Annotated in this window: 20 protein-coding genes; 14 read left to right on the top strand and 6 right to left on the bottom strand. The window is 71.5% G+C overall.

Annotated features, from left to right (window positions below; translation table 11 throughout):
* Positions 1–4: 4 nt before the first annotated feature.
* From QSK39_RS21645 to QSK39_RS21615, 7 genes are read left to right on the top strand one after another with little or no spacing between them, the layout of a single operon-like run.
* Positions 5–1432, top strand: a complete 1428-nt coding sequence (locus tag QSK39_RS21645) for an APC family permease (RefSeq protein WP_285479582.1) — start codon at positions 5–7, stop codon at positions 1430–1432.
* A gap of 49 nt (positions 1433–1481) precedes the next feature.
* Entirely contained in the window at positions 1482–2141 is a 660-nt protein-coding gene (locus QSK39_RS21640) for a hypothetical protein (RefSeq protein WP_285479581.1), read from the top strand.
* Positions 2134–3507 carry a glutamine synthetase family protein gene (locus QSK39_RS21635; RefSeq protein ID WP_285479580.1) on the top strand — a complete coding sequence of 458 codons (1374 nt, stop codon included), beginning with the start codon at positions 2134–2136 and terminating at the stop codon, positions 3505–3507. Before QSK39_RS21640 ends, QSK39_RS21635 begins: the two co-directional genes overlap by 8 nt.
* Positions 3504–4286 carry a gamma-glutamyl-gamma-aminobutyrate hydrolase family protein gene (locus tag QSK39_RS21630; RefSeq protein WP_285479579.1) on the top strand — a complete coding sequence of 261 codons (783 nt, stop codon included), beginning with the start codon at positions 3504–3506 and terminating at the stop codon, positions 4284–4286. Before QSK39_RS21635 ends, QSK39_RS21630 begins: the two co-directional genes overlap by 4 nt.
* Entirely contained in the window at positions 4262–6712 is a 2451-nt protein-coding gene (locus QSK39_RS21625; protein ID WP_285479578.1) for an AMP-binding protein, read from the top strand. Before QSK39_RS21630 ends, QSK39_RS21625 begins: the two co-directional genes overlap by 25 nt.
* On the top strand, positions 6709–7839 hold the full coding sequence (locus QSK39_RS21620) for a Zn-dependent alcohol dehydrogenase (RefSeq protein WP_285479577.1): 1131 nt from the start codon (positions 6709–6711) through the stop codon (positions 7837–7839). Before QSK39_RS21625 ends, QSK39_RS21620 begins: the two co-directional genes overlap by 4 nt.
* Complete coding sequence (locus QSK39_RS21615) at positions 7836–9305, top strand: aldehyde dehydrogenase family protein (protein WP_285479576.1); 1470 nt, start codon at positions 7836–7838, stop codon at positions 9303–9305. The genes QSK39_RS21620 and QSK39_RS21615 overlap by 4 nt, the downstream gene beginning before the upstream one ends.
* Positions 9306–9357: 52 nt before the next feature.
* Here the strand turns inward: QSK39_RS21615 and QSK39_RS21610 are convergent, their stop codons facing one another.
* The 6 genes from QSK39_RS21610 to QSK39_RS21585 all read right to left on the bottom strand — a co-directional run bounded on the left by QSK39_RS21610 (position 9358) and on the right by QSK39_RS21585 (position 15224).
* The gene (locus QSK39_RS21610) at positions 9358–10578 is read right to left on the bottom strand and encodes a PucR family transcriptional regulator (protein WP_285479575.1); all 1221 of its coding nucleotides are present in this window, start codon (positions 10576–10578) and stop codon (positions 9358–9360) included.
* A gap of 55 nt (positions 10579–10633) precedes the next feature.
* Complete coding sequence (locus tag QSK39_RS21605; RefSeq protein ID WP_285479574.1) at positions 10634–10834, bottom strand: hypothetical protein; 201 nt, start codon at positions 10832–10834, stop codon at positions 10634–10636.
* 2 nt (positions 10835–10836) lie between these two features.
* Complete coding sequence (locus QSK39_RS21600; RefSeq protein WP_285479573.1) at positions 10837–12195, bottom strand: flavin monoamine oxidase family protein; 1359 nt, start codon at positions 12193–12195, stop codon at positions 10837–10839.
* Positions 12192–12572, bottom strand: a complete 381-nt coding sequence (locus QSK39_RS21595; protein ID WP_285479572.1) for a hotdog fold domain-containing protein — start codon at positions 12570–12572, stop codon at positions 12192–12194. The genes QSK39_RS21600 and QSK39_RS21595 overlap by 4 nt, the downstream gene beginning before the upstream one ends.
* Positions 12569–14233, bottom strand: a complete 1665-nt coding sequence (locus QSK39_RS21590; protein WP_285479571.1) for a flavin-containing monooxygenase — start codon at positions 14231–14233, stop codon at positions 12569–12571. Before QSK39_RS21590 ends, QSK39_RS21595 begins: the two co-directional genes overlap by 4 nt.
* A gap of 67 nt (positions 14234–14300) precedes the next feature.
* Entirely contained in the window at positions 14301–15224 is a 924-nt protein-coding gene (locus tag QSK39_RS21585) for an alpha/beta hydrolase (protein WP_285479570.1), read from the bottom strand.
* Positions 15225–15352: 128 nt separating this feature from the next.
* Between QSK39_RS21585 and QSK39_RS21580 the strand changes: the two genes are divergently transcribed.
* From QSK39_RS21580 to QSK39_RS21550, 7 genes are read left to right on the top strand one after another with little or no spacing between them, the layout of a single operon-like run.
* Positions 15353–15994, top strand: a complete 642-nt coding sequence (locus QSK39_RS21580) for a hypothetical protein (protein WP_285479569.1) — start codon at positions 15353–15355, stop codon at positions 15992–15994.
* Positions 15987–17330 (top strand): glutamine synthetase family protein, encoded by a 1344-nt coding sequence (locus tag QSK39_RS21575; protein ID WP_285479568.1) that lies wholly within the window; start codon positions 15987–15989, stop codon positions 17328–17330. The genes QSK39_RS21580 and QSK39_RS21575 overlap by 8 nt, the downstream gene beginning before the upstream one ends.
* Positions 17327–18085, top strand: coding sequence for a gamma-glutamyl-gamma-aminobutyrate hydrolase family protein (locus tag QSK39_RS21570; protein WP_285479567.1), 759 nt, complete (start codon positions 17327–17329; stop codon positions 18083–18085). The genes QSK39_RS21575 and QSK39_RS21570 overlap by 4 nt, the downstream gene beginning before the upstream one ends.
* Positions 18082–19614, top strand: coding sequence for a class I adenylate-forming enzyme family protein (locus QSK39_RS21565; RefSeq protein WP_285479566.1), 1533 nt, complete (start codon positions 18082–18084; stop codon positions 19612–19614). The genes QSK39_RS21570 and QSK39_RS21565 overlap by 4 nt, the downstream gene beginning before the upstream one ends.
* Positions 19615–19616: 2 nt before the next feature.
* Entirely contained in the window at positions 19617–20363 is a 747-nt protein-coding gene (locus QSK39_RS21560) for an enoyl-CoA hydratase/isomerase family protein (RefSeq protein ID WP_285479565.1), read from the top strand.
* Positions 20364–20389: 26 nt separating this feature from the next.
* On the top strand, positions 20390–21487 hold the full coding sequence (locus QSK39_RS21555) for a Zn-dependent alcohol dehydrogenase (protein WP_285479564.1): 1098 nt from the start codon (positions 20390–20392) through the stop codon (positions 21485–21487).
* A gap of 18 nt (positions 21488–21505) precedes the next feature.
* Positions 21506–22942, top strand: a complete 1437-nt coding sequence (locus QSK39_RS21550) for an aldehyde dehydrogenase family protein (RefSeq protein ID WP_285479563.1) — start codon at positions 21506–21508, stop codon at positions 22940–22942.
* The last annotated feature ends 15 nt before the right edge of the window (positions 22943–22957 follow it).

Genomic DNA, 22957 nt, shown 5'->3' with positions numbered 1-22957 from the left:
TGTCATGAGCCAGCAGCGCGAAGAACGGACACCGGAGGCCACCGCCGGCCTCGACCGGACACTGGGCGTCCCGCAGATCGTCTTCATGGTCGTGGCGATGGCCGCGCCCCTGACGGTGTTCGCCGGGCTCATCCCGTTGATGCTCGGTTCGGGCAACGGCATCGGAACGCCGCTCGACTTCGTGATCGTCGGAGTAGTGCTGGTGCTGTTCACCGTCGGGTACTCGGCGATGACCCCCGAGGTGCGCAACGCGGGCGCCTTCTACTCCTACGTCCAACGCGGCCTCGGCACCGGGGCCGGGCTGGGCGCCGCAACGCTCGCCCTGGTCACCTACTCACTCCTCGTGGTCGCCGTCTCGGCCTACCTCGGGGCCGCCGCCCGCACGGTCATCGAGACCTTCTTCGGCGTCCCGGTTCCCTGGTGGTGCCTCGCGGCCGCCGGGCTCACCGCGATCGGTTACCTGGGATACCGCAACGTCGAGGTCAGCGCGCGGGTGCTCGGCGCGCTGCTCATCGCGGAGGTCGGGATCGTCCTCCTCGTCGACTTCGCCATCGTGCTGCGCGGAGGCGACCACGGTCTCTCCACGGACCCGCTGACCTGGGACGCGTTCACCGGCGGCGGCACCGGCACCGGGATCATGTTCGCCGTCTTCGGTTTCGTCGGGTTCGAAGCCACCGCCGTCTTCCGGTCCGAGGCCAAGGATCCCGACCGGACGATCCCGAAGGCGACCTACATCGCCGTCGTCCTGATCGCCGTGATCTACGCCTTCTCCTCCTGGGCCATGATCAACGGGCTCGGCATCGCGCACGCCCCCGAGCTCGCGGCGCACGACCCCGAAGCCCTCGCAGCCGGGCTCGCCGACCGCTATCTGTCCCGGGCCGCCCACGACATCATGCAGGTTCTCCTCGTCACGAGCTTCTTCGCCTGCGTGCTCACCGCGCACAACGTCGTGGGCCGCTACCTGTTCGCCCTCGGCCGGAAGGGCGCGCTCCCGGTTTCGCTCGGCTCGGTGCACCCCGCGCACCGGTCGCCGCACGTGGCTTCACTGCTGACCTCCGGGGTGATCGGCGTGCTGCTCGCGGCCACGGCGATCGCCGGCCTCGAGCCCGTCGTCGAGATCTACGCCTGGTTCGGCGGCGCCGGGACGCTGGGGCTGATCGTGCTCCTGGCCCTGACGTCCGCGGCGGTCGTCGTGCACTTCCGCAGGGTCCGCACGGCGACCACGTGGACGGGCACGGTCGCGCCCGCACTCGCGCTCGGCGCGCTCGGGACGATCCTCGTGCTCGTAGTCGGCAACTTCGAGCTGCTGATCGGGTCGCGCACCGGAGCGAACGTCTTCCTCGCCGTCGTCGTCGCGGCTTTCGCCGGCGGCCTCGGCTGGGCGGCGCTGCTGTCCCGGCGTCGGCCGGACATCTACGCCGCTCTCGACTGACCGCCGCGCCCGCGGCAACGCACATCCGTCTTCGGAGAAAGGCAGGGCAATGACGGAAACCTCGACGATCTCCCCGGGCCCGGAGGCGCGGCGCGCGCCGGTCCGGATCGAGATCGACGACGATGCCGCGCCCATCGTCCGGCTGCTCGGCCGGACCCTGCGCGACGCGGTCCGGATCGGCCACGCCCCCGAGGCGTTCGAGCGCGGCGCCGGGACGGTGGCCGTGCGCTCGCACGACACCCCGCAGGCCGCCACCATCACGCTGTACGACGGTGTTGTGACCGTGACCGGTGGCGTCTTCGCGCCGGTCGATGCGACGCTGGTCGTCGACCTTGAATCCCGCTTCGCGCCCACGCAAGACCCGGACGGTGACGCGGAACCGGCCGGCGTGGTCCTCCGAGCCCTGCGGCCCCCGTTGCCCTCGTGGCGCGAAGCAGCCCGGCGCTTCTGGGACCTGACCCGCGGCATCCGCGGCATCCCCGATGTCCTCGTCGTGCTCGCGCAGGGACCGGACGGCCCGCAGGAGGCCCGGTTCGGCTCGGGCCCGACGACGTACCGCATGGTCGGCACGCCCGACGCCCTCGCGGGGGTGTTCTCCGGCGCCGACTACCTCCTCACCGCCCTGGACTCGGGCCTGCGGGTCCAGGGGACGCTCTCGCAGCTTTCGGTCATGACGGCCGCCTCGTGGAAGGTCCGATTCGATGTCTGAGCCCACCCGAGCGGACTCCACGAGGTCCGCGCGGACAGTGCCCGCGAAGGCGGTCCGCCTGGAGGCCACCGGCCACGACGGGAGTTTCCTGGGAAAGACTGTCACGCCTGCGAAGTTCGCGTCCGGCAAGGAGTCGGGCTTCGCCTTCGCCGACATCCTGTTCGCGATCGACCTGGGGGACGCGTTCGTGTTCGGCGACGCCTTCCCGGACTGGCGCGGCAACCTCTACGACATCTCGATGGTCCCCGACATGGACACGCTGGTGCGCTGGAAGCCCGGCCTCGACGCCGTCATCGGTGACTACTGGCTCCGGGACGGTCGGCCGGTGCCGATCTGCCCCCGGAACATGGTCCGCGGGCTGGTCGAGCGCCTGCGAGCGCTCGGCTACACCGCCACGGTCGCGGTGGAGATCGAAACGACGCTGTTCGAGGAGTCGATCCAGCAGGCGCGGGCCCGCGGCTACCGCGACCTCACCCCGCTCGGCGGAGCCACCGGTGCCACCTACCACCTGGCGCGGTCGGCGGACTGGGTCGACTACCTGGACGCCGTCACCGACCGGCTCGACGAGCTCGGCATCACCTGGGAGGCGTGGACCGACGAGGCCGCCGCCGGCCAGACCGAGCTGAACCTCGCTCCCACCGATCCGGTGTCGCTGGGCGACTCCTGGGTGCGCACCAAGCAGGTGATGCGTGAAGTCGCGTTCGAACAGGGCCGGACGGTGACGTTCATGGCCAAACCGACCGCCGGGTTCGGGCAGGGCGCGCACATCAACCTCTCGCTGCACCGCGACGGCGAAAACCAGTTCTTCTCACCCGGCGGACCGTCCGAGGTGATGCTGCAGGCAGTCGGCGGGTTGCTGGCCACGATGGCGGGAAACACCCTGCTGGCGCTGCCGCAGATCACCTCGTACCGGCGCCTGGTCGACATCAGCGGCCCGCCGACCACCATTTCCTGGGGGATCAACAACAAGACCGCGGCGGTGCGGGCCATCGTCGAGCACCCCAAGTACGCACGGCTCGAATACCGGCTGCCGGGCTCGGACGCCAACCCGTACTACGCGCTCGCCGGTGTGCTGGCCGGCGTGGTGGCCGGCATCGAGCGGCGGATACCGGCCCCGCCACAGGTCGAGGACATGGCGTGGTGCCTGCCCGACGACAGCGGGATCGAGCGGATCCCGCACTCGATCACGAAGGCCATCGCGGCGCTGGACGGCGACGCGATCCTCCGCGAATACCTGGGCGACGAGTTCGTCGACTTCTGGGTGGCGTCTCGCCGGTGGGAGTGGATGGAATTCCACACCAAGGGCGGCGACCCCTACGCCGAGCTCTCCGCGTGGGAGTCCCGTCGCTACTTCGAGTTCCCGTGAGCGGCAAGCCACTGGTCGGAATCACCGGCCGCCGGTTCCGGCTCGGCTTGATCGCCGGGACGGACGAGCGCTACGCCGCGGCGTGCGTGAACTCGTTCGTGTCGGCTTTCGCCGCGCGCGTCGCGAAGGCCGGCGGCGTGCCCGTGCACCTGCCCTACGACGCCGATCCGCTGGATGCCTGCGAATGGATGTCCGGGGTGGTGATCACCGGCGGGCAGGACGTGCACCCGGCCCGGTGGGGCGGCGACACCTCCGTGGTCCGCGACGTCGACCCTCGGCTCGATCCCCATGCGCACGACCCCGAACGCGACGACTACGAGTTCACGCTGATCCACGCCGCCGTCGACCGCGGCATCCCCGTGCTGGGGGTGTGCCGCGGGATGCAGCTGCTCAACGTCGCGCTGGGCGGAACGCTCATCGCGGACCTGCCGCCCGGCCCGGTGCCGCACCTGTCGCCCCTGGCCGCGCCCACCGACGGCGATGCCGGGCACCTCGTGACCTTCGAGCCCGGCTCGACGGCTGCGCGGGTCTTCGGCGACAGCGCCGTCACCAACTCGTGGCACCACCAGGCCGTCGACCGGTGCGGCACGGGGCTCGTCGTCACGGGCCGCACACCCGACGGGGTGGCGGAGGCCGTGGAGGCGCCCGGCGCGCCGATCCTCGGGGTGCAGTGGCACCCCGAGTGGATGGAACGGGACGACCCGGTCCTGGCCTGGATCGTCGACGAATCGAGCAAATGGCAGGAGGCCGGAGAATGCCCGCTGACACGGCGAACGTGACAACGCCCGGGGCCGGAACACCGCGGCGACCCGCCGTCACCCCCGACCGGATGGGGCAACCACCCCGGGTGCGCACCGTCACCGGCCTGCTGGCCGACCGGGCCGCCCGCACCCCCGGCACCGAGATGCTGCGCTTCGGCGACGCTTCGTGGACCTGCGAGCAGGCCGACGCGTCGTCGTCGCGGCTGGCCCACCACCTGATCGAGATCGACCGCGTGGTGCCGGGCGACCGCGTCGCGATCATGCTGCCGAACGTCGTGCAGTGGCCGCTGACCTGGTTCGCGGTCCTCAAGTGCGGCGCCGTCGCCGTACCCGTCAACTCGGCCTACCGCGCGGCCGATCTGGCGTTCGTGCTGCGCGACTCCGGCGCGAAGGTGATTGTCACCGACGCCGAGCACCTCCCGCTGGTGCGGGACGTGGTCTCTCGCGATGCCGCTCTCGCGGGCGTCCGGATCCTTGATGTCGCCGACGCCGCCGACGCCGCCGACGCCGGTTTCCCGGCCACCGCCCCCGACGTCGCGATCACCCCTGACACGCTGGCCAACCTGCAGTACACCTCGGGCACCACCGGATTCCCGAAGGCGTGCATGCTGACCCACGACTACTGGACCCGCATCGCGTGGGGCTGCGCCGCGGCTGCCGGGCTCGGCGGCGGCGACGTACTGCTCACGGCCCAGCCCTACTCGTACATGGACCCGCAGTGGAACACGGTGCTCGCGCTGACCGCCGGCGCGCCGCTGGTGGTGCTGCCGCGGTTCTCCGCATCGGGGTTCATGGCCGACGTGCGACGCCACCGCGTGACCTTCTGCTACGTCCTCGGAGCGATGCCGACCCTGCTGTTCAAGCAGCTGCCCGCCGCCGACGACCGGGACAACCACCTGCGCGCGGTGTTCTGCTCCGCGATCCCGGCCGCGCTGCACGCCCGGCTCGAGGAGCGCTGGGGTGCACCGTGGCGAGAGGTCTACGGCATGACCGAGAGCGGGATCGACCTGATCAGCCCGCTCGAGGATGCCGCGGCCGTCGGGAGCGGCGGTATCGGACGGCCCGTGCCGACCAAACAGGTCAGGATCGTGGACGCCGACGGCGCCGAGGTCCCCGCAGGCATCCCGGGCGAGCTGACGGTGTCGGGCGTGCCGATGATGCTCGGCTACTGGAACCGGCCCGAGGAGACCGCACGGACGCTCCGGGACGGATGGCTGCACACCGGCGACCTCGCCGTCGCCGACGACCGGGGCGAGATCCGCTTGGTGGGCCGCATCAAGGACATGGTGCGCCGCGGCGGCGAGAACGTGGCCGGCGCCGAGGTGGAGGCAGCGCTCGAAACCGACGACCTCGTCGTCGCGGCCGCGGTCGTCGCCGAACCCGACGAGGTGCTCGGCGAGGAGGTCAAGGCCTTCGTCCAGCTCGCGGCGGGCGCCACCGGCGACCGGCCGACCGCCGAGGCGATCATCGCCCGGGTCGCGGAGCGGCTCGCGCGGTTCAAAGTGCCCCGCTACGTCGAATTCGTCGCGGACTTCCCCCGAACCCCGTCGGAGCGGGTGTCGAAGCCCGCGCTCAGGGCCCGGGCGGCCGAAGTTCCCGGCACCACCTTCGACTTGCGCGATCGGACGGCACGCCCCTCCGCACCGCCGGAAGCGGCGCAGCCGGACTCGGCGGCCGACCACGTGCTCGTCGACCTGATCCGCGATACGGCCGTGATCACGCTGCGGCGCCCGGCGAAGCTCAACGCGCTGACCGTCGAGATGCGCCGGCGCCTCGCCGCGCTCATCCGCGAATACGGCACCGGCGAGCGGGCCCGGGGAATCGTGCTCACGGGCACCGGCCGCGCGTTCAGCGCGGGCGAGGATCTCGGCGCGCCGCCGACCACGTTCGCCGAGATGCGCGAGACCTTCGAAACCTTCCACGACGTCACACGCGCGGTGATCGAGACCGAGGTCCCTGTGATCGCGGCGATCAACGGGATCGCGGTCGGCGGCGCCTCGGAGATCACGCTGTGCTGCGACGCGCGCCTCGGCACGCCGCAGACCGAGTTCTTCCAGCCGGAGAACGCCCGCGGCCTCACGATCTCCAACGCGTCGAGCGTGCTCCTCACCCGGATCGTGCGCACTCACGCGATGCGGATGGTGCTGGGCTCCGAGCGCATCGGTGCCGAGGAAGCGTTGCGGATCGGGCTGATCGATCAGGTCGTGGAGCCCGATGGCCTGCTGGAACGCGCGATCGACCTGGTCCGCGCCTGGACGCCGGAGGGCGGCAACACCGCCCTGCACCTGGCGCTGCTGCGGCCCTCATCCGAAGAGATCGAACGCGCCTTCGCGGTGGAAGACGCCGCAGCCGACGCGTCGTGGAACAGCGGCGCGTTCACCGCGGGGATCGAGGGCTTCTGGAGCGCCAAGAAGCTCGCCACCGCGACCGGGGAGAACGCATGATCACCACCCGCGCGGCCGTGCTCACGAAGGTGGGCGAGCCCCTGGAGCTGACCGGCATCCACGTCGATGATCCCGAACCCCACGAGGTGCGGATCGTCGTCACGCACGTCGGGCTGTGCCACAGCGACCTGCACTACATCACCGGCACCGTCGCCACCGAGCTGCCGGTGGTGGTCGGTCACGAGGTGGCAGGCATCGTCGAAGCCGTCGGCTCGGCCGTCACGGACCTGCGTCCAGGCGACCAGGTCACCGGCGCGCTCACCCCGTCGTGCGGCGAGTGCGCGAACTGCAACGCGGCCCGTTCGACACAGTGCCTGCGGCTCGACGAGATCCGGCGCCGCTCGCGGCCCGCGTACACCCTGCTCGACGGGACACCGATCGCCCGGCTCGGCGACCTGGGCGCGTTCTCCGAGCACATGCTGCTGCGCGCGAACGCCGCCGTGAAGCTGCCCGACGGCGTGTCCACACGGGTCGGCTGCCTGCTGTCGTGCTGCGTCATCACCGGCGTCGGCGCGGTCTTCCGCGGGGCGCGGGTGCGGCCCGGCTCCACCGTGGCCGTGATCGGCTGCGGAGGCGTCGGCTCGGCCATCATCCAGGGCGCGCGGCTCGCGGGCGCGTCCGCGATCGTCGCGATCGACCTCGACGAGCAGCGGCTGAGCGCCGCCCGCGGCTACGGCGCGACCCACACCCTGAACGGCGGCATCGACGACTTGGCCACCGCGGTGCGCACCCTGCTGGGCGACGGCGTCGACTACTCCTTCGAGGCCGTCGGATCCGCCCGCACCGCGGCCACCGCCCTCGAGGTGGTGCGCGCCGCCGGCACGGCCTGCCTCGTCGGCATCGCTCCCGAGGGCACCGAGCTGCCCCTGCCCGCGTCCGATTTCTTCTTCGGCGAGAAGCGCCTGATCGGCTCGTATATGGGGTCGGGGCAGGCGCGGGAGGACATCGCCCAGTTCGCCCGGCTGTACCAGCACGGCCGGTTGCTGCTCGACGAGATGGTCACCGAGGTCATCGACTTCGACCGGATCAACGAGGGCTTCGAGGCGATGAAGTCCGGCGAGGTGACCCGCATCGTGGTCGCCATGCCGATCCGTTCCGACAACCCTGCTGCGGAAGAGGCCCGATGAACTCCCCGACGCCGGCACCGTCGCTCGCGCAGCCGATGAGCTACATCGCCGGTGAGTGGGTGCCGTGCCAACAGCTCGACGCGTGGAACCTCGACCCGAACACGGGTGAGCCGGTGCACCGCACGGTGGCCACCTCGTCCACCGACCTGGAGCGCGCGCTGCAGCACGCACAGCGCGCCTACGACGCGCTGGCCTGGGCCGGCGAGGACTTCCGGCTCGAGCGGGCCGAGACGCTCGACCGGGTCGCGGCGAACGTCGAGGAGCGGCTGGAGGAAATCGCCCGCACCGACGCGATCACGAGCGGCACGGCGATCACCGCCACCCGCAAGCTCGCCGCCTTCCTGCCCGCCCGGATCCGGGGCGCCGCTGCCGAGGCCCGTCGGATTCCCCGCGTCACCGCGCTCGCTGCTGGCGGGCGCGACGTCCGGCTGCACCGGGTGCCCTGGGGGCCCGCCGCGATCCTCACGCCGTGGAACGGCCCCAGCTTCATCCCGGCGGCGAAAGTCGCCAGCGCCGTGGCGTCGGGCTGCCCGGTGCTGCTCAAGCCGTCCGAGCACGCCCCCGCCAGCGCGCAGATCATCGTCGCGTGCTTCGTCGAGGCCGGCCTGCCCGACGGTGCACTGCAACTCGTGCACGGCGCGGGTGACATCGGTGCTGCGCTCACGAGCGACCGACGGGTCCAGGTCGTGTCCTTCACCGGCGGCCCGGGCGCCGGTCGAGCCATCGCCCGCGCCGCGGCCGAGGACTTCAAGGTTCTCCAGCTCGAGCTCGGCGGCAACAACCCCGTGCTCGTGCTCGATGACGCCGACCTCGACGTGACCGCCGACGGCATCCTCGCCGGCATGACGAACCTCAACGGCCAGTGGTGCGAGGGGCCGGGCAAGGTCCTGGCACCGCACCGGCTGGTGCACCCCCTGCGAGAGGCCCTCGCCGAACGCATCGCGCGGCTGCGGATCGGGCACTCGCTCGACGAGGACTCCGACATCGGCCCCATCGCCAACGAACCGCACTACCGGACCCTGATCCAGCGGATCGAAGGCCTGCGCGGGCTCGGTGCCGAGATCGACCAGCCCGGAGAGCTGCCCGGGCTGGCGGGCTTCTTCCTGTCTCCCACGCTCGCGATCGGGTCTGACCCGGATCGCACGACCGCCGAGCTGTTCGGGCCGGTCGTCTCCGTGCACGGCGTGGACTCGGACGAGGACGCGCTGCGCGCCGCCAACGCGCACCCGTCGGGCCTGGACGCTTATGTGTTCGGCACCGACACCGACCGCGCGATCGCGATCGGTGCCCGGGTCATGTCCGGCGAGGTGCGGGTCAACGGCGCCAAGCTCGCCGATCTCGGCGACGGCTCCGCCCAGAGCTTCTGGGGCCCGTCCGGTATCGGCGGGCACGGACCGGCGGAGTCGGTGCGGGTGTTCTGCGGAGATCGGGTCGTCGGGGTCGACTCGCCGGACCTGCTCCTGTGATCGGCCTGGGAGGAGACCAGGCCTACAGCGAGCGCCGCGGAGGTGATCGGCTTCAGTCCCGCAACTGCACCAGCTTGAGTGCTGCGACCACGCTCGCGGCGTTGTCGGCGAGCGGCACCGGCAGCAGCTGATCGGCGCGGGCCAGCCGTCGCTCGATGGTGTTGCGGTGCGTGAACATCCGCTCCGCCGCGGCGGAGCCGTTGAACCGTTCCCGAACATAGGTCAGCACCGTTTGCCGCAGCACCGGGTCGGCAGTCGCGAAGTCGCCCAGAGTGTCGGTCACGAACTGGTCGGCCTGCGCCATGTCGGCCGTGAGCACCGACACCAACGCGACGTCCTCGTACCGGACGACAGGACGCACCGAGCCCATCCGCGCCAGCAACCGCTGCGCGGCGGCGGCGTCCAGGTGGCTACGGCGAAAACCGTCGAGATCCCGCCCGCAGCGTCCGAACGCGACATGGATTCCCGGGTGGCCGTCCAGACCGGCTTCCGCCGCCTCGGCCGACGGGACCGTGTCCGCCGGGACCCACACCCACAGCGCGGTGGCGCTCGCGTTCAAGGTGAATCGGCGCGAGGCTCCGCACATCTTCATCACCGTCTCGGCGGCCGCGTCGAGATCGGCGGCCTCGTCGGCGGAGTCGCTCCAGATGATCGCGGCGACGTGGCTGCCCGCCAGTGCGTACCCGAGCCGCGATTCGGCCGGCGCCCGGCCGATCGGCGCACCTTCGAGCAAGAGCTGGACGGTGGCGTGCCGCTCGGCGCTGGCGCCCCGCGCGAGGTCCGCCCGTTCCTGTTCGGCGTACTCGTCGAGCGCCGCGATCGAATCGTCGATGAAGGTCGTCATCGACCGCTCGGACACCTTCATCAAGTCGCGGAGCTCGTCGACGACGGGAGTCGTCGCGAAGCAGGCGTCGACCCACAGCTCCCACGCCCCGTGCTGGGCACCCCGCCACGAACCGAGGTCGTGCATGTCCAGGCGGCGTCGCACCAGGTCGCGTGCGAACTGCAGGACTTCCGGGTCGACGCACGGCCCGACTCGCGCCCCGGGGTCCTGGAGCGTGGCCGACAACCAGTGCCTGAAGTAAGCCTTGCTCATGTGCCGGTCGGCCGCCGCGAGCTGCGGGTCTTCCAGCAGTGCGCGGTACTCGGCCTCCCGGTGGGCGGCGGCCACCACCTCGCCGACCGCTACGTTCGTCGAAGCCAGAAGGCACTCGGCGACGTCCCGCATCAGCTCGGCGGTGCGTCGGCTCGGTCGCGGCCATTCTGCGTCCACTGTGGCACTGTAACGCCACACGTCGCCTGCTGCGTCTTCCTCGGCGACGGCCTGACTAGCCTGCTAGCGCTCCGAAGACGTCGCGGGGGAAGCCGTCGACGCGCTCGTCGCCGTTCGCGATCCGGAAGGCCGCCGGCGCGACGACGTCGGCCGCGACCTTCCGGACCCGGTCGCGTACCTCGCGGGTTTCGGCGGAGGAGAGCAGGTCGTGGTAGAGCCGGTCCGCCTGACGGGCGGGAGAGCGGGTGGCGGTCATGGTCACCTTTCGTTGGGAGTGAGGCTCGCCAGTACCTTGTGTGCGGCCTGCTGGCCCGAGTTGGCCGCGTCGGCCAGCGACGGCACGTCGAGCTGGTAGTCGCCGGCCAAGTGCACGGGGCCGAGGTTCTGGCGCAGCGTCGCGAGCGAGGCCCGGCCGCCGGGTGCCCAGAACGGCACGACGCGCGGGTGCCGGCGCAGGATGCCCTCGCCGAGCTTTCCCTTCAGCTCCGGGTATAGTTTCAGGAGATCCGCAGTGAACCGGGCGACGATCTCGTCGTCACCGAGTTCGAACAGCTTGTCGGCTTCGGCGCCGCCGGCGAAGCAAGCCAGGGCGCCGCCGGGCTTGCGCGTGTTCCCCCGGCGCACCGCGGCCGCGTGGTTGAACATCGCCTGGAACGACAACTCCGGCGTCGACACGGCCAGGTAGTCGTCCCAGCGCTGCGGTCCTTCCTCGTGGGTGAAGAAGCCCACCACCACGTACCGGCCGTAGCGGATGTCGGCGAACGCTTCGCGGTACTCCCGGGGCAGGTCGCGGAGGATCCGGACCGCGATGTCGGCGGGCACCGCGACGATGGCGCGCCGGGCGTTCAGGCGCGCGGGGCCGTCCGGGCCGGTGTACTCCACGACCACGCCGTCGGCCGTTCGGGTCAGGGACGTCACCGGCGAGTTCAGCCTGATTCGCTCGCCGAGGTCCTTGCTCAGGATGTCGGTCAGCGTCTGGTTGCCGCCTTCGGGCAGCGAGAGGTTCGGGACCTTCCCGGGGTCGGTCAGCAGGATGCCCATCGAGTAGACGAACTGCGTGGCCGCGGTCTCTTCCGGCTCGCACCCCATCCACTGCCCGGACCACGAGCGGACCATCGTCCGGGCGAGGTCCGAGGCGACCCCGCGCAGCACGAAGTCGGCGCGGCGGGCGTCGAGCTTCGCCCGGACTCGCTTAGCCCAGCGGTTGTCGGAAGCCATCTCCAGGAACGGAACGTTCGCGATGATGCGAGTGCCCACGGCCGCCAGCCCGAGGCGGTCCAGCAGGCTCATCCGGGACCGGAACATCAGGGCGAACGGGTTGGACGTGTCGACCTGCTTCCCGCCGAGTGCCAGCGCCACCGACTTCCCCTCCAGGGTTCCCATCGGGACCTGGTGGCGGTGCAGGGCGTCGATCAGGGGACCGGTGCCCTCGGTGAACTGGGTGCCGACATTGATCCAGTAGTCGCCCTGGCGGATGGAGTCCACGCGCCCGCCGGCGCGGTCCGTGGCTTCGAGGACGACGACGTCCCGGTCGGCCAGGGTGGTCGCGGCCATCAGGCCGGCCATGCCGGCGCCGACCACCACGACCTCGCAGGTCTCTTCTCGCACGGTGTTCATCGGTTCTCCTTGACGAAATCGGCGGGGATGACACCCGTGCCGCGGGCGCGGGTCGCGACGATGGGCTCGGCCAGGACCTCGGCCCGGCCGGAGTCGTCGAGGGAACGGCAGATCACGCGCAGCTCGAACTCGACCGTCCGGCTGCGGGTGCCCTTGGCGGCCAGGCGGGCCTCGACCTCGATCACGTCGCCGCCGCGGACCGGCGCGAGGAACTCGACGCCGGAATAGCCCGCGAAGAGGCTTTCGTGGCCGTCGCCCAGGATCGCCAGGTGGGTTCCGGCGTCGCCGAACAGCTTCAGGCTGTATGCGCCGTCGACCAGGTTTCCGGCGTAGTGGGCGTCGGAGTAGGCGACGTAGCGCTGGTGGACGACCTTCATCCGTCGACCTCCGCATCGATCCGGCCGATGCCCTTCGCCACCGCGGAGCCGTCGAGGGCGACGCCGGGGTAGCCGCGGCGCGCGATCTCCTCGCAAATCCGGCGGTAGCGGCCGACGCCGCCGACGTAGCCCATGAACGTCGACGGCTTGCCCGCGACGTTGGAGCCGCGGTACCACGAGTCGGTGGTCGCGTAGAGGGTCTGGCTCACCGTCCACTCCGCGATGCCCACCCAGTCGTCCTGGCCCTCGGGCGTGGCCTCGATGACCTCGTGGCCCCCGGCGCGCGCGTGGGCGATCAGGTCGCTGATCCAGTCGACCGCCTGCTCGATGGTCATCACGACGTTGCTGGCCAGCGCGGGGCTCTGCGGGCCCGCGACCATGAAGAAGTTGGGGAAGCCCGCGGTCAGCAGGCCGAGGTAGGTGCGGACGCCGTCGCGCCAGGCGTCCTGCAGCCTGCCGTGGCCGGGCACGGTGACGTTGAGCCCGAAGAGCGGTCCGGTGAAGGCGTCGAACCCGATCGCCAGGACGACGGCGTCGACCTCGGAGGACCCGGCCTCGGTGACGATGCTGTCCGCGGTCATCGTCGTGATGGGCTCCTCGCGCAGCGAGACCAGGGAAACGTTGGGGCGGTTGAAGGTTTCGTAGTAGCCGGTGCCGAAACAGCTTCGCTTGGCGCCCATCGGGAAATGCGGTTCCAGCAGCGTCGCGGTGCGCTGGTCGTGGACGATCTCGTGGATCTTGCCCCGGAAGAAGTCGGCCGCGGTCTTGTTGGCGTCGAGGTCGACGAGCAGGTCGGCGAATTCCGCGCCCACGCCCAGGAAACCGCTGCGCTCGTACGCCGCTTCGTAGCGGCGGCGGCGCTCCTCGTCGGAGACGTCGAAGGCGCGGTCGGTCACCGGGCGGTCCGGGATGCCGCCGGGGGAGTAGCGGCACTCCTGCCGGATTTCGGGGTAGCGGCTCTTGGTGTCGTCGACGACCTCGGGCGGCAGTGGGCGGTTGCGGGCCGGGAAGACGTAGTTGGCGGTGCGCTGGAACACCGTCAGGTGCTCGGCCACCTCGGCGATGAGCGGAATGCACTGCACGCCCGACGATCCGGTGCCGATCACCGCGACCCGCTTCCCGGCGAGGTCGTCGAGCGAGACGTTCCAGCGGCTGGTCGACACGACGAGGCCGGCGAAGTTCTCCAGGCCGGGGACGTCGACGTCCTTCGGCGTGGACAGGCCGCCCGAGGCGGCCAGCAGGTAGCGGCCCCGCCGGGTGGCGCCGGAGTCGAGCGTTACTTCCCAAAGCTTCTCTTCGGGCAGCCAGTTCGCCGCCACCACCCTGGTGCCGAAGCGGAAGTACCGGCGAAGGTCGAACCGGTCGGCGACGTGGTTGATGTAGCGGAGGATTTCCTGCTGCGGCGCGAATCGCTCGCTCCAGGTCCACTCCTTCTGCAGTTCCTCGCTGAAGGAGTACGAGTAGTAGATGCTCTCGACGTCGCAGCGCGCGCCCGGATAGGTGTTCAGGAACCACGTCCCGCCGACCTCGCTCGCGGCCTCGAAACCGGCGAACGTCCAGCCGTGCTCGCGGGCCTGGTAGGCGGCGTACAGGCCGGAGAAGCCGGCGCCGACGCACAGGACGTCGACGACGGGGCTGGCAGGTGTCGGGCTGTCGGTCATGATCCCCGCCTTCTAGTCAAAGGTCTGAGTCGGATGACTAAGAAAGTAGAGACCCAGGCGACGTCCGTCAATGGGCGCGGAGGTGTCGTGCCACGTCGTCGAGAGCGGTGTCCGTCTGGGGGAAGGCGCCGACCTCGGTGAAGAACCCGTGGAAGACGCCGTCGTAGCGGACCGAAGTCGTTGGTACGCCGTCAGCTCGCAGGCGCCCGGCGTAGGCCTCCGCGTCGTCGCGCAGCGGGTCGACCTCGGCGGTGAGCACGAGGGCCGGCGGCAGGTCGTGCAGGGAGGCGGCCTTCATGGGCGCGGCGTACTCGTCGATGACGGCGGTGCTTTCCCGGGTGTACTGCTCCCAGAGCCAGCGTGCGTCGGCGGTGGTCAGCACGGGAGCGTCGGCGAACTCGGTCCACGACGGCGTCGCGAAGCGGTCGTCGACCGCCGGGTAGACGAGGATCTGGGTCACCGGCGGAGCCAGGTCGTGGTCGCGCAGGTGCAGGCACAGGGCGGCGGCGAGATTTCCGCCTGCGGAGTCGCCGCCGACGGCGACCCGGTCGCCGTGCTCCCGGAGCCAGGCGAACGCGTCGATCGCGTCCTCGAGTGCGGCCGGGTACGGGTGCTCGGGTGCGAGCCGGTACTCCAGCGAGACCACGTCCCAGCCCGACCTGGCCGCGATGGCGCGGCACGCCTCGTCCGCGCCGTCGAGCGTCCCGAGGACGAATCCGCCGCCGTGCAGGTAGAGCAGCACGCCGTTGCCCGACGCCGGTGCGTGGTACCGGCGGGCGCGGAGCCGTCCGGCACGCGTCGGCACCGCGAGCTCCTCGACCCGGGCGAGTGGTGTGAGCGGGACGCCGGCGTGCGGGCTCGCCAGCACCGCGCGCGCGGCTTCGGCGCCGAGTTCGCGGACGGGAGCGGGCAGGGCGGCCGCGATCGCTTGCGCCACAAGGAGAGCGTGGCTGTCGAGCCGAGCCCAGCACGGGGGGATCTGCGCGGTCATCCGGGGACCTTTCCTGGCGAATCGGCGGCGAGGTGTTGACACCTTGTGACCCGTGACTCACTATCACTGGTCAAACGCCTCAGTCAAATGACTAAGTTCGGCGCGGACGGACTCGGAAGGACCGGAAGATGACCAGAGGAAAGCGGGACGCCGCGCGGGTCGAGATCAGGATCGAGGACGACGCCAGTCCCCTCGTCCGGCTGATCGGCCGCACGCTGCGCGACGCGCACCGCGCCGGTTACGCCGTCGGGGAACTCAGCCGGACCAGCGGGGTCGTCGCGGTGAAATCGCACAACACGCCCCAATCGGCCACGATCGCCTTCGGCCCCCAGGGAATCGACGTCTCGACCGGCGTGCTCGCCGAGCCCGACGCGGTGGTGACCGTCGACCTGAACGGCCGGTTCGCGCCGGCCGCGGAGGCCGTCGGCGACACCGACCTCGCCGCCGGCGTGCTGCACGCGCTCACGCCGCCGATTCCCCCGTGGCGCGAAGGGGCGCAACGGTTCTGGGACCGCACCCGCACCCTCCCGGGGATGCCCGAGACGCTGGTGGTGGTCACCGAGGGCGAGAGCGGGCTGGAGCAGCTCGTACTCGGCGAGGGCACATCGCAGTACCTCATCGCTTCGGATCCCGAGTCCCTCGCCGGAATCTTCTCCGGTGCCGACGACCTCTTCGCCGTTCTCAACGCCGGAGCTCTCGGCCTGCAGGGAACCATGTCGCAGCTGTCGGTCATGGCCGGCGCCTCCTGGAAGGTTCGTTACGATGTCTGAAACCCCCACCGCGGCGCGGGCCGTGCGGCTCGAAGCGACGAATCCCGAGGGGTGTTTCCTCGGCAAGGTCGTCTCGCCCCGGAAGTTCGAGTCCGGTCAGGACACCGGCTTTCCCCACGCCGACCTCCTGTTCGGCCTCGACCTGGGCAACCTGCCGGTGTTCGGGGCACCGTTCCCCGAGTGGCGGGGCCACATCGACGACGTCTACCTGCGTCCCGACCTCTCGACTCTGGTGCGCTGGAAGCCGGGCCTGGACTCGGTGATCGGTGACTACTGGCTCAAGGACGGCCGGCCGGTTCCGCTCTGCCCGCGCAACCTGGTGCGCCGCATGGTGGACCGGCTCGCGCAGCACGGCTACACCGCCACCGTCGCGGTCGAGATCGAGGCCACCGTCTTCGAGGAGCCGATCCACGAGGCACGCGCTCGCGGCTACCGCGACCTGACCCCGCTCGGCGGCGCCGCCGGCACGGCCTACCACCACGCCAAGTCCAAGGACTGGGTCGAGTACATGCACGCGGTGGCCGAGCGCCTCGACGAGGTGGGCATCGTCTGGGAGGCCTGGAACGACGAGGACGCCGCCGGCCAGATCGAGCTCAACATCGCGATGGGCGACCCGGTCAAGGTCGCCGACGACTGGGCGCGCACCCGCCAGGTGATGCGAGAGGTGGCGCACGACCTCGGCCGCAGCGTCACCTTCATGGCCAAGCCCACCGCCGGCTACGGCCAGGCGTCCCACATCAACCTCTCGCTGCAGCGCGACGGCGCCAACGCGTTCTACGCCGAAGACGGACCGTCCGAGACCATGCTGCACGCCGTCGGCGGCCTGCTCGCCACGATCGAGGGCAACACCTCGATCGTGCTGCCCCAGATCACGTCGTACCGCAGGCTGGTCGACCTCAGCGGGCCACCGGTCACGGTCAGCTGGGGCATCAGCAACAAGACCGCCGCGGTGCGCGCGGTCGTCGGGCACTCGGAGTACTCCCGGCTCGAGTACCGCCTGCCCGGCGCTGACGCGAACCTCTACCTCGCGCTCGCCGGTGTCCTGGCCGGGGTCGTCGCGGGTATCGAGCAGAAGATCGAGCCGCCGGAGCCGGTCACCGACATGGCGTGGTGCCTGCCGCCCGGGCTCGGCATCGAGCGGATCCCGGACACCATCACGAAGGCGGCCGCCGCGCTCGACGCCGACGTGAACTTGCGCGAGCTGCTCGGGAACGAGTTCGTCGACTACTGGGTCGCCTCGCGCCGGTGGGAGTGGCTCGCCTTCCACACCATGGGCGGTGACCCGTCCGCCGAGCTCTCCGAGTGGGAGTCGGCCCGCTACTTCGAGCTGCCGTGAGGCCGCTGATCGGCATCACCGGCCGGCGCTTCCGGTTGTCCCTGGTCGACGGGGCCGACCCGAGGTACGGCGACCGGTGCCTGGACAGCGCCATGTCGGACTTCGCGACGCGGGTCGCCGCGGCGGGCGGGCTCCCGGTCCACCTGTCCTACGACACGGACGTGGCGGGGGTGTGTGCGTGGCTGTCCGCCGTCGTGATCACCGGCGGGCAGGACGTTCACCCGGCGTGCTGGGGCGGCGACACCTCGGTCGTCCGCGACATCGACCCGCGGACCGATCCGACGGTCCACGACGTGGCCCGGGACGAGTACGAGCTCGCCCTGGTCCGGACGGCGCTCGAGCGGCGGCTCCCGGTGCTGGCGGTGTGCCGCGGCCTCCAGGTGCTCAACGTCGCCCTGGGCGGCACCCTGATCGCCGACCTGCCCGCCGGCCCGGTGGCGCACCTGTCGCCGGAGGCGGCTCCCACGGACGGGACCGCCGACCACGTCGTGACCTTCGAGCCGGGCTCGACCGCCGCCGGCCTGTTCGGACCGTCCGCGCGCACCAATTCCTGGCACCACCAGGCCGTCGACCGCTGCGGAACCGGCCTGGTCGTCACCGGGCGGACGAGCGACGGGGTCGTCGAGGCGGTGGAACTGCCCGGAGCCCCGGTCCTCGGCGTCCAGTGGCATCCGGAGTGGATGGCCGGCGGCGACCCGACGTTCGCCTGGGTCGTCGCCGAGGCCGCCCGCCGGCTGGAGAGGAGTTTCGTGTGAGCATCGAGCGGATGGGGGAGGACCCGCCGGTCCCGACGCTGACCGGGCTGCTGGCGCGCCGGGCGGAGGACGCCGCCGATCGGGAGTTCCTGCGGTTCGCCGAGGGGGCCTGGACCTTCGGCGAAATCGACGCCTGGACCTCGCGGCTGGCGCACCGGCTGATCGAGGTCGACGGCGTCCGGCCGGGGGACCGGGTCGCGATCATGCTCCCGAACGTCGTCCACTGGCCCGTCGTCTGGCTGGCCGCGCTGAAGGCGGGCGCGGTCGTCGTCCCGGTGAACTGTTCTTACCGGAGCGCGGACCTCGCGTTCGTGCTGCGCGACTCGGGCGCCCGGATCATCTTCACCGACATCGAGCGGGCCGGGCTGGTGGCCGAAGTGGGGGCGGACGTCGAAGTGGTCGACGTCGCCGACGACGGCTCGCAGCCGTTTCCCTCGTGGGCACCGCAGATCCCGGTCGAGGCGGCGACTTTGGCGAACTTGCAGTACACCTCGGGCACGACCGGCTTCCCGAAGGCCTGCATGCTCACCCACGACTACTGGCTGCGGCTGGGCTGGATCTGCGCGGGCGCGACCGGGCTCGGCACCGGGGACGTCATCCTGACGTCCCAGCCCTTCTCCTACATGGATCCACAGTGGAACACCGTGCTGGCGCTGACCGCCGGCGCGCCGCTGGTCGTCCTGCCCCGGTTCTCCGCGTCGACCTTCATGGCCGACGTCCGCCGTCACGGGGTCACCTTCTTCTACGTCCTCGGGTCGATGCCGACGCTGCTGTTCAAGCAGCCGCCGTCGCCCGAGGACCGCGACAACCGCCTCCGGATGGTGCTCTGCTCGGGGATTCCCACTGCCCTGCACGAGCAGCTGGAACAGCGGTGGGGCGCCCCGTGGCGGGAGATCTACGGGATGACCGAGTCCGGTGTGGACTTGTTCAGCCCCTTCGACGACACCGACGCGGTGGGCACCGGCAGTTTGGGACGACCGGTGCCCACAAAACGGGTTCACGTCCTCGCTCCCGACGGCACCGCGGTACCGGACGGCGAACCGGGGGAGCTGGTCGTCGAGGGCAAGCCGATGATGAACGGCTACTGGAACCGCCCCGAAGGCGTGCTGCACGACGGCCGGCTGCACACCGGCGACCTCGTCGTCCGCCGGCCCGACGGCCTCCGGCTGGTCGGGCGGATCAAGGACATGGTGCGCCGGGGCGGCGAAAACGTCGCCTGCGCCGAGGTCGAGTCGGCCTTGGAACGCGACGACCGCGTGGTCGCCGCCGCCGTGCTCGCCGTCCCCGACGAGGTGCTCGGCGAAGAGGTCAAGGCGTTTCTCCGGCTGCGGGGCGGCATCGCGGCCGACCGGACGACCGCCGGGCACATCCTCGAGCGGGCGGGGACCCAGCTCGCGCGCTTCAAGGTGCCGCGGTACGTCGAGTTCGTCGCGGATTTCCCTCGTACGCCGTCCGAGCGCGTTTCCAAGCCCGCGCTGCGGGAGAAGGCTCCTGGCGTCACCTACGACTTCGCACCACGAAGGAGCTAGCCGTGCACCAGTTCCTCGCCGTCGACGTCGTCCGCGACGTCGCCGTCGTGACCTTCACCCGTCCCGAGAAGCTCAACGTCCTCGACGTCGGCACCCGGCTGCGGCTCGCGGCGCTGATCCGCGAACTCGGCTCCGGGAAGGCGGTGCGCGGCATCGTGCTCACCGGTGCCGGACGCGCGTTCTCCGCGGGGGAGGACCTCCGCCAGGCGCCGACGACCGACGCCGAGGTCCGGCGGGCGTTCGAGAGCTTCCACGACATCACCCGCGCGATCCTCGCGACCCGGGTGCCGGTGGTCGCGGCCGTCAACGGCATCGCCGTCGGCGGCGCCTCGGAAATCACGCTCTGCTGCGACGCGCGCATCGGCACGGCGGCGACCGAGTACTACCAGCCCGAGAACAGCCGGGGGCTCACGATCTCCAACGCGTCGAGCGTGCTGCTGCACCGCCTGATCGGCAACCACGCGATGCGCCTGGTGCTCGGCTCCCCGCGGGTCGGCGCCCAGGAGGCGCTGCGGATCGGCCTGCTCGACGAGCTGGTCGAGCCCGACGCACTGCTCGGCCGCGCGGTCGACACCGTTCGCGAGTGGACGCCGGAGGGCAACACGACAGCCCTGCACCTCGCTCTCCTGCGCCCGCGCGCCGAGGAGGTCGAAGCCGCCTTCGCCCGCGAAGACCAAGCGGCGCACGCGGCCTGGTCCAGCGGCGCCCTCAGCGCGGGCGTCGAGGCCTTCTGGTCCGCCCGAACCTGACCCACTACCCCGAAGGAGGCGGCCGCGTGATCGAAACCCGCGCCGCAGTACTGACCGAAGTCAACCGGCCGCTCGAGCTGACCGACATCCACGTGGACGACCCGGAACCGCGGGAGGTGCGGGTCGCGGTCACCCACGTCGGCCTGTGCCACAGCGACCTGCACTACATGACGGGCACCGTACCCACCGACGTCCCGGTGGTGCTCGGCCACGAAGTGGCGGGGGTCGTGGAGGCCGTCGGCGCGGCCGTCACCGGACTGCGCCCGGGCGACCGGGTCACCGGAGCGCTGACCCCGTCGTGCGGGCTGTGCGCCAACTGCGATGCGGGCCGGTCGACCCAATGCCTGCGCGTCGAGGAGGTCCGCAGCCGCCCGCGGCCGGCGTTCCGGTTCCCCGACGGCCGCCCCATCGCGCGGCTGGGTGACATCGGCGCTTTTTCCCAGCACACCCTGATGCGGGAGAACGCGCTGGTGAAGCTGCCGGACGACGTTCCGTCGCACGTCGGCTGCCTGCTGTCGTGCTGCGTCGTCACCGGCGTCGGCGCCGTGTTCCGCGCGGCGCGACTGCGCCCGGGCAGCACCGCGGCGGTCATCGGCTGCGGCGGCGTCGGCTCGGCCATCATCCAGGGCGCCCGGCTGGCGGGCGCGTCCGCGATCGTCGCCATCGACCTCGACGACGAGCGCCTGGAAGCCGCCCGCGGCTACGGCGCCACCCACGTCGTCAACGGCGACGCCGGCGACCCGGTGGCGGAGCTGCACCGCCTGCTCGGCGACGGCGTCGACTACGCCTTCGAAGCAGTCGGCTCGGCCCGCACCGCCGCGACCGCCCTCGCGCTCGTCCGCCCCACGGGCACGGCCTGCCTGGTCGGGATCGCCCCCGGCGGAACCGAGATCAGCATGCCCGCGTCGGATTTCTTCTTCCAGGAGAAGCGGCTCATCGGCTCCTACATGGGTTCGGGCCAGGCCCGCGAGGACATCGCGCAGTTCGCCCGGCTCTACCAGCAGGGCCGGTTGCTGCTCGACGAGATGGTCACCCGCGTCATCCCGTTCGCCGAGATCACCAAGGGCTTCGAGGCGATGACGTCCGGCGGCGTCACCCGCATCGTCGTCGACCTGCAGTCCTGACCAACGGAGGTGAACGCCATGCCGCACAACTACATCGCCGACGAGTGGACCGAGTGCGCGAGCGCTGGGGACGCGTGGAACGTCGACCCCAACACCCGCGAGCCCGTCCACCGGCTCGCCACCACCCCGCCGGACGACCTCGAGCGCGCCCTGCGCCACGCCGAGCAGGTGTACGACGCCACCCTGTGGGACGAGGACGCCCGGCAGGAACGGGCGGAACTGCTGGAGCGGGTGGCCACGATCGTCGAAGGCCGCGTCGAGGACATCGCCCGCACGGACGCGCTCACCAGCGGCACGCCGATCGGCGTCACCCGCACGGTCGCGGCGTTCCTGCCGTTCCGCATCCGCGCGGCCGCGGCCGACCTCGTGGCCATTCCGCGGGCGAGGGCCCTTGCCGCGGGCGGGCGGGACGTCCGGCTCTACAAGGTGCCGTGGGGCCCGGCCGCGATCCTCACGCCGTGGAACGGCCCGAGCTTCATCCCCGCGGCCAAGGTCACCAGCGCGATCGCCGCTGGCTGCCCGGTCATCCTGAAACCCTCCGAGCACGCGCCGTCGAGCGCGCAGCTCGTCGTCGAGTGCTTCGTCGAAGCGGGCCTGCCCCGCGGTGCGCTGCAGCTCGTGCACGGCACCGGCGACGTCGGCGCGCGGCTTACCGCCGACCCGCGGATCAAGATCGTCTCCTTCACCGGCGGCCCCGGCGCGGGCCGCGCCATCGCCCGCGCCGCGGCCGAAGACTTCAAGGTGTTGCAACTGGAACTCGGCGGCAACAACCCGGTCGTTGTGCTCGACGACGCCGACCCGGATGTCACCGCCGACGGGATCCTGGAGGGGATGACCAAGCTCAACGGCCAGTGGTGCGAGGGCCCGGGCAAAGTGCTCGCTCCGAAAGCCATGGTCGGTCCCCTGGTCGAGGCGCTGACCGAGCGGATCGCCAAGCTCGTCGTCGGTCACTCGCTCGACGAGGACTCCCAGGTCGGCCCGATCTCGAACGAGCCGCACTTCCGCACCCTGGACAGCCGGATCGCGGGGCTGCGCGACCTCGGCGCGAGCATCCACCAACCCGCGCGGCTGCCGGACCTCGACGGCTTCTTCCTGTCCCCGACGGTCGCCGTCGGCGCCGACCCGGAACGGGCCACGGCGGAGCTGTTCGGCCCGCTCGTCTCCGTGCACGACGTCGATTCCACCGAAGAGGCAGTCCGGATCGCCAACGCGGCACCGTCCGGTTTGGACGCTTACGTCTTCGGCTCGGACACCGACCGCGCGATCGAGGTGGGCGCCCGACTCGTCGCGGGCGAGGTGCGGGTGAACGGCGCGAAGATCGCCGACCTCGGCGACGACTCCACGCAGAGCTTCTGGGGCCCGGCCGGCATCGGCGGCCACGGCCCGGCCGAGTCGGTGCGGGTCTTCTGCGGCGACCGCGTCGTCGGCGTCGACGACCCCGGCCTCCCATTGTGACCTGGTGACTACCCC

Origin of the sequence: Amycolatopsis sp. NBRC 101858, assembly GCF_030269325.1 — a bacterium.
In the GTDB taxonomy this organism is placed as follows: Bacteria; Actinomycetota; Actinomycetes; order Mycobacteriales; family Pseudonocardiaceae; genus Amycolatopsis; species Amycolatopsis ponsaeliensis.
This window is presented reverse-complemented; position numbering and strand designations above follow the sequence as displayed.